Below are 4885 nucleotides of genomic sequence, written 5' to 3'. Positions count from 1 at the left end.
CGCACCGACCAAATATCCGGTTATCGCAAGGCTGGAACCCCCAATCGAAGCAGCCAACCTTCCATCGATCCAGGGACTTCCGTCACAGGTATCGGCAGATGCCGTTCCCTGTTCACAGGAATCATCTGCGATTTGACTCAATACAATGCCCGCCGCGACCCCGATGCCCCCGCCAACAAAGAAACCTGCTGCCCTGTAAGACCTTGACCCCACATGACGCTCAAGCAATTCGATTTCGGCATGGCGAATCCGCAGATAATAGCCATCTCGCTGAATCAAGCCGAAACTGGTTGAGTCATGGGCCGATAAGTAACCATCATAACGAGCATCTGGCGTAGTGACGCGAAGCCTGTCTCCCACACTCTGTGCCTCAGTAAACGACGGATAACCCACAGAAAGCAGTAAAATGAATACGGTTTTCGGTATCCTTCTCACACCATCCCCCGCAACGTCTCCACCGCCTCGTCCAGATATTCGTCCTGGGTCAGATCCCCTTCGACCAGGTCCGGACGGTGGCCGCCCCATTGCGTTGCCAACACCAGCGTCTCGCCGATATCCCATAGCGTCCAGGCGTTCGCGAAAACCGGCAGGCAGTCCAGTTCCTGCTGGGTCAAAGGACGCACCCGGTTGTATCCTTCCAGGAAACAGCGCCATATCTCGTACGTAAGATGATCTGGCACCGTCTCGATGATGTTATACTTGAAGGTCGCCACGTCGTATGCCCGCCAGCCGAACGCACACTGGTCGAAATCCAGGATGCAGTATCCGTTGTCGGGATGGTGCAGAATGTTTCCGACATGCAGATCGGCGTGGATGAGACCGTAAATGTCTTTACCCTTGCCCAGCTCGTTGATCTGCCGGCGCATGTGATCGGCGTAATCCCTAAAGAATGACAGGTCCTCGCCACGCCGCTCCTTCAGGATGGATCCCAGTGTCTGCAGCGGGCCGTCCAGCAGATATTGCAGATCGAAATGATGACGACAGTAAGGTTTTGGAAACTGGTCCGCCCGCTGGTGTATTTCAGCCACCGCAGCACCGAAGGAGGTCACGACCGGTTCCTTCACTTCGGGATACCAGGTCACGTGCTCCTCGCCCTCGAAGAACCGGAACAGGGCGCTGCAGGCCCCGTCGCGCCAGGGGGCGGGGCTGCCGGTTTGGGGCCCGGAAGGAGAGTCGGAATGTGGGCAGGATGGGATATCGGTCGCAGCGCCCATTACGCTCAATAGTTGCCCATCCAGTCGCTTGACCGGTTCGGGTACCGCCAGGTTGAATTCCCCCAGGTATGCAAGCAGGTCGAGCTCGTAACGGTAGGCCTCGGGATTGCGGACATAGAAGTCGTGATCGGTATAGATCCGGTAGACATACCGCTGATCCTGCGAGGTAATGACAAAGTTCCTGTTGGCCCCGGGCTCCAGTTCGCGTACATCGACGGGTGGAGCCAGGCCATAGTGCTCCACCAGGTATGCGGCGACGGCGGAACAGGACTGCTCCGAAGATCTATCAGATGCGGAAGAATCGGAAGTATTGTTCATGATGGGTGCCAATATGAGTCTGCAAACTTGACCAGGGCAACAAGTTTAATTTCATTGCCTGAGCGACCCCATATCGTCGACCTGATGTCCGGCCAGCATCAGGTCGACATGGTGAGTTGCTTCGGACTGAACGAGGTATGCCGAATGCCGCACATCTATCTGAGGAATATATGAGTAAGGCGAGATTCATGAATCGTGTGATGATTTGCCTTCTCGGTGCTATGATAGCCGTTGCCGCGTTTTTCGCCTTCCTGTTGTTTCGCCCCGATGTTGGGACGCGAATTTTCTTTGGAACGGGCCCCTCATCGGTTGAGATCAAGTTTAAGAACGATTACAAGGTCCCCGCCGCAGACGAGAAAACCGAGGCCATCGTGGCGGCCGCAAGGTTATTTCTGGATTCACTGGACGACAGTCAAAGACAGGCGGCGACATACCGGTTTACCGATAACGCACAGCGCTCAAACTGGTCCAACTTCCCCGAGGGCATGGTCCCGCGAGGAGGTGTTATGCTCGGTGTGCTCTCTGAAGCACAGCGGGCGAATCTGGATGAGCTTCTTGGGGAACTGCTGAGTGAAGCCGGCATGGAGAACATCACGCATCAGCTGGCCGCGGAAGACCTGCTGGTCTATGGAGACGTGCTCGGCGTCATGAAATACGGCAGCAGGTACTTCACCGCTGCCTTTCTCGGTGAACCGTCCACTACTGAGCCCTGGATGTTCCAGTTCGGTGGGCACCATCTCGCCATAAACGCCACCGTATTCGGACCGAACGTTTCCTTTTCACCTATGCTGACGGGTGGCCAACCGCTGCACTTGCACCTTGATGGTGACGACATCTTCGTTACGCGAAGGGAAACCGTGGCGGCACAGGCGTTCATGGAGAGTCTTACGTACGAGCAGAAGGGACAAGCCGTGCGTTCAGATCGGCCCATCGACCTCCTGCTGGGGCCGGGAAAGTATGGGGTTACCGTTGCGCCGGAAGGCATCAAGGGAAGCGAACTGGCCGCCCTGCAGAAAACGTTGCTCCTGGATGTCATTGAGGCCCGACTGGGTTTCATGAACAGTGACGATTATGCACAGAAAATGAAAGCGGTCGTGGCCGGTATCGAGGACACGTATTTTGGATGGTGGGGACGGCAGGATGTCCCGGGCGCCGCGTATTTCCGCGTAACCGGCCCGTCCATCGTACTCGAATATGCGGTTCAGAACGGCGAGGACACTGTAGATCACGTTCACAGCATGTATCGTGAGATGGACAACGACTACGGTTCCGCATGGATCGGGGTCGAGTGAAACCGGCGAGCGTGTCCTTGGTTCAAGGCGTCCGCAGCGATTCCGTCCAGTCTGCACGATCCATGTCATTTACATTGCAGGATCGATCCGTTCCCGAATAGGTCTTAACAAATTCCCAGCCTGTTCGACGCGCCGCCTGTGTGATCTGGGACGATCACCATATGTACCACGAATCAAGGCTGTTCGTTGATTCGCTCACGATATGTCTCGGCCAGCTTCTCTGCCTGTTCGATCTGGTCCGTTGACATGAAAACCCTGTAAGCCTCGATGTTGCTGTTGGCCAGACTGTCTCCCTGTGCCGCGGCGACGCGCGTCCAGGCATAGCCCAGGATTTCGTTCTCAGGTACCCCTTCTCCGTAGAAATACATGTATCCCATGTTTATCTGGGCATTCACTATTCCCTGTTCGGCAGCCATTCTATACCACAGAAGCGCTTCCTCTTCATCTTTTTGAACGCCCTCACCGTTGTCATACATAACCCCGAGACTGTACTGAGCGTCTCCATTTCCTTGTTCAGCAGCCTTGCGGTACCATGAAACGGCCTTTTCGTCGTTTTCCGGTACGCCTGTACCTGTTTCGTATAGAGTACCTAGATTGTACTGAGAGCTCGAATGTCCCTGCCCTGCAGCTCTTGCGTACCAACGTGCGGCTTCAGTGTAATCCTGAGGAACGCCCATCCCGTTCTCATACATGTATCCGAGATTGTTCTGGGCGTACGGTTCGTCCTGGTCGGCAGCCTGCCGATACCACCTAACGGCTTCATTCAAATCTATGTTAACTCCATATCCATAATGATAAATGATCCCCAGGCCGAACTGCGCATCTGCATCACCCTGGTCGGCAGCCTTGCCGAACCAAACCACTGCCGCAGAGTCGTTCTGTGCAACACCTTCACCAGACCTGTACATCACGCCAAGATCGTACTGCGCGGACACGTAGCCCTGTTCTGCAGCGCGTTGAATCCACTGTGCGGCAATCGACTTGTCCATGTCAACGCCCTGCCCGGTCTTGTACAGGAGTCCCAGATTGTACTGTGAAAGCGCGTTCTCCTGTTCCGCGGCCTTCCTATACCATCTTGCCGCTTCGGCTAAGTCCTTTGGAACCCCCTCACCGTTTTTGTACATCACGCCCAAATCATTCTGGGCATCCACGTCTCCCTGCTCGGCGGCCTTGCGATACCAGAAGACAGCCTCGTCGTTTTGTTCTGGAACCCCCTCCCCGTAATCGTACATGACGCCTAGACTGTACTGAGCATCGGCGTTTCCTTGCTCTGCGGATTTCCGATACCATTTCACCGCTTCTTCGTCGTCTTCTGAAACACCGCGCCCATTGTCATACATAGCGCCGATAGTGTACTGAGCGTCTGCATCTTCCTGTTCGGCAGCGAGCCGATACCACTTAAACGCTTCGGATTCATCCCTGGGAATCCCTGTACCACCACGCTCGTACATCAGTCCCAGATTGTACTGTGCGTTCAGGTTTCCTTGCTCGGCCGAACTTCGGTACCACTTGACGGCCTCGGCATCATCTTCCGCTACACCTGACCCATTATCGTACATGAGCCCCAGGTTATTCTGTGCGAGCTTATGGCCCTGTTCAGCGGCTTTGAGATACCATTCGACGGCAAGTGATTCATCCTGCTCAACATGCTGTCCATTCGAATAGAGGACTCCTAGGGCGTACTGTGCGTCAGCATAGTCCTGCTCGGCAGCCTTGTGAATCCACCGGATACTCTCGGACGCATCCTCCTGAATGCCTTCACCATACAGGTACATGAGGCCTAGGTCGTACTGGGCGTCCGGATAGTCCTGACTTGCAGCCTTTGTATACCATTCCACCGCCTTCGCGTCATCTTTGGTTACACCTTCGCCATCATCGTACATGACGCCGATCTTGTGCTGGGCTTTCGGGTGGCCCTGGTCCGCGGCTTTTCGGTACCAATCCATCGCCGCGGCATAGTTTTCTTCCACGCCACGCCCTAGGAAATACATGTCACCGAGTGAAGTTTGCGCCCCGGCATCGCCCTGTTCCGCGGCTCTGGCCAGTTCCTCCGGATCAGCA

At 55.5% G+C, this 4885-nt stretch carries 3 protein-coding genes; 1 reads left to right on the top strand and 2 read right to left on the bottom strand.

The window, feature by feature from the left end; genetic code table 11:
- Window positions 1–431 precede the first annotated feature (431 nt).
- Window positions 432–1532: a phosphotransferase gene (locus F4Z81_06860; GenBank protein MXW04774.1), complete on the bottom strand. Its 1101-nt coding sequence runs from the start codon at window positions 1530–1532 to the stop codon at window positions 432–434.
- Window positions 1533–1669: 137 nt separating this feature from the next.
- On the opposite strand from F4Z81_06860, the gene F4Z81_06855 reads away from it, so the two are divergent.
- Window positions 1670–2824, top strand: coding sequence for a DUF3500 domain-containing protein (locus F4Z81_06855; protein ID MXW04773.1), 1155 nt, complete (start codon window positions 1670–1672; stop codon window positions 2822–2824).
- A gap of 173 nt (window positions 2825–2997) precedes the next feature.
- Here the strand turns inward: F4Z81_06855 and F4Z81_06850 are convergent, their stop codons facing one another.
- A complete protein-coding gene (locus F4Z81_06850; protein ID MXW04772.1) occupies window positions 2998–4815 on the bottom strand; it encodes an SEL1-like repeat protein in 1818 nt (605 codons plus the stop codon).
- Window positions 4816–4885 lie beyond the last annotated feature (70 nt).

Source organism: Gemmatimonadota bacterium (assembly GCA_009835325.1).
In the GTDB taxonomy this organism is placed as follows: Bacteria; JAAXHH01; JAAXHH01; order JAAXHH01; family JAAXHH01; genus JAAXHH01.
This window is presented reverse-complemented; position numbering and strand designations above follow the sequence as displayed.

Coding starts and splice junctions, on each gene's coding strand:
- F4Z81_06860 (MXW04774.1), bottom strand. CDS start 1,532: ATGAACAATACTTCCGATTCTTCCGCATCTGATAGATCTTCGGAGCAG.
- F4Z81_06855 (MXW04773.1), top strand. CDS start 1,670: ATGCCGAATGCCGCACATCTATCTGAGGAATATATGAGTAAGGCGAGA.
- F4Z81_06850 (MXW04772.1), bottom strand. CDS start 4,815: ATGTATTTCCTAGGGCGTGGCGTGGAAGAAAACTATGCCGCGGCGATG.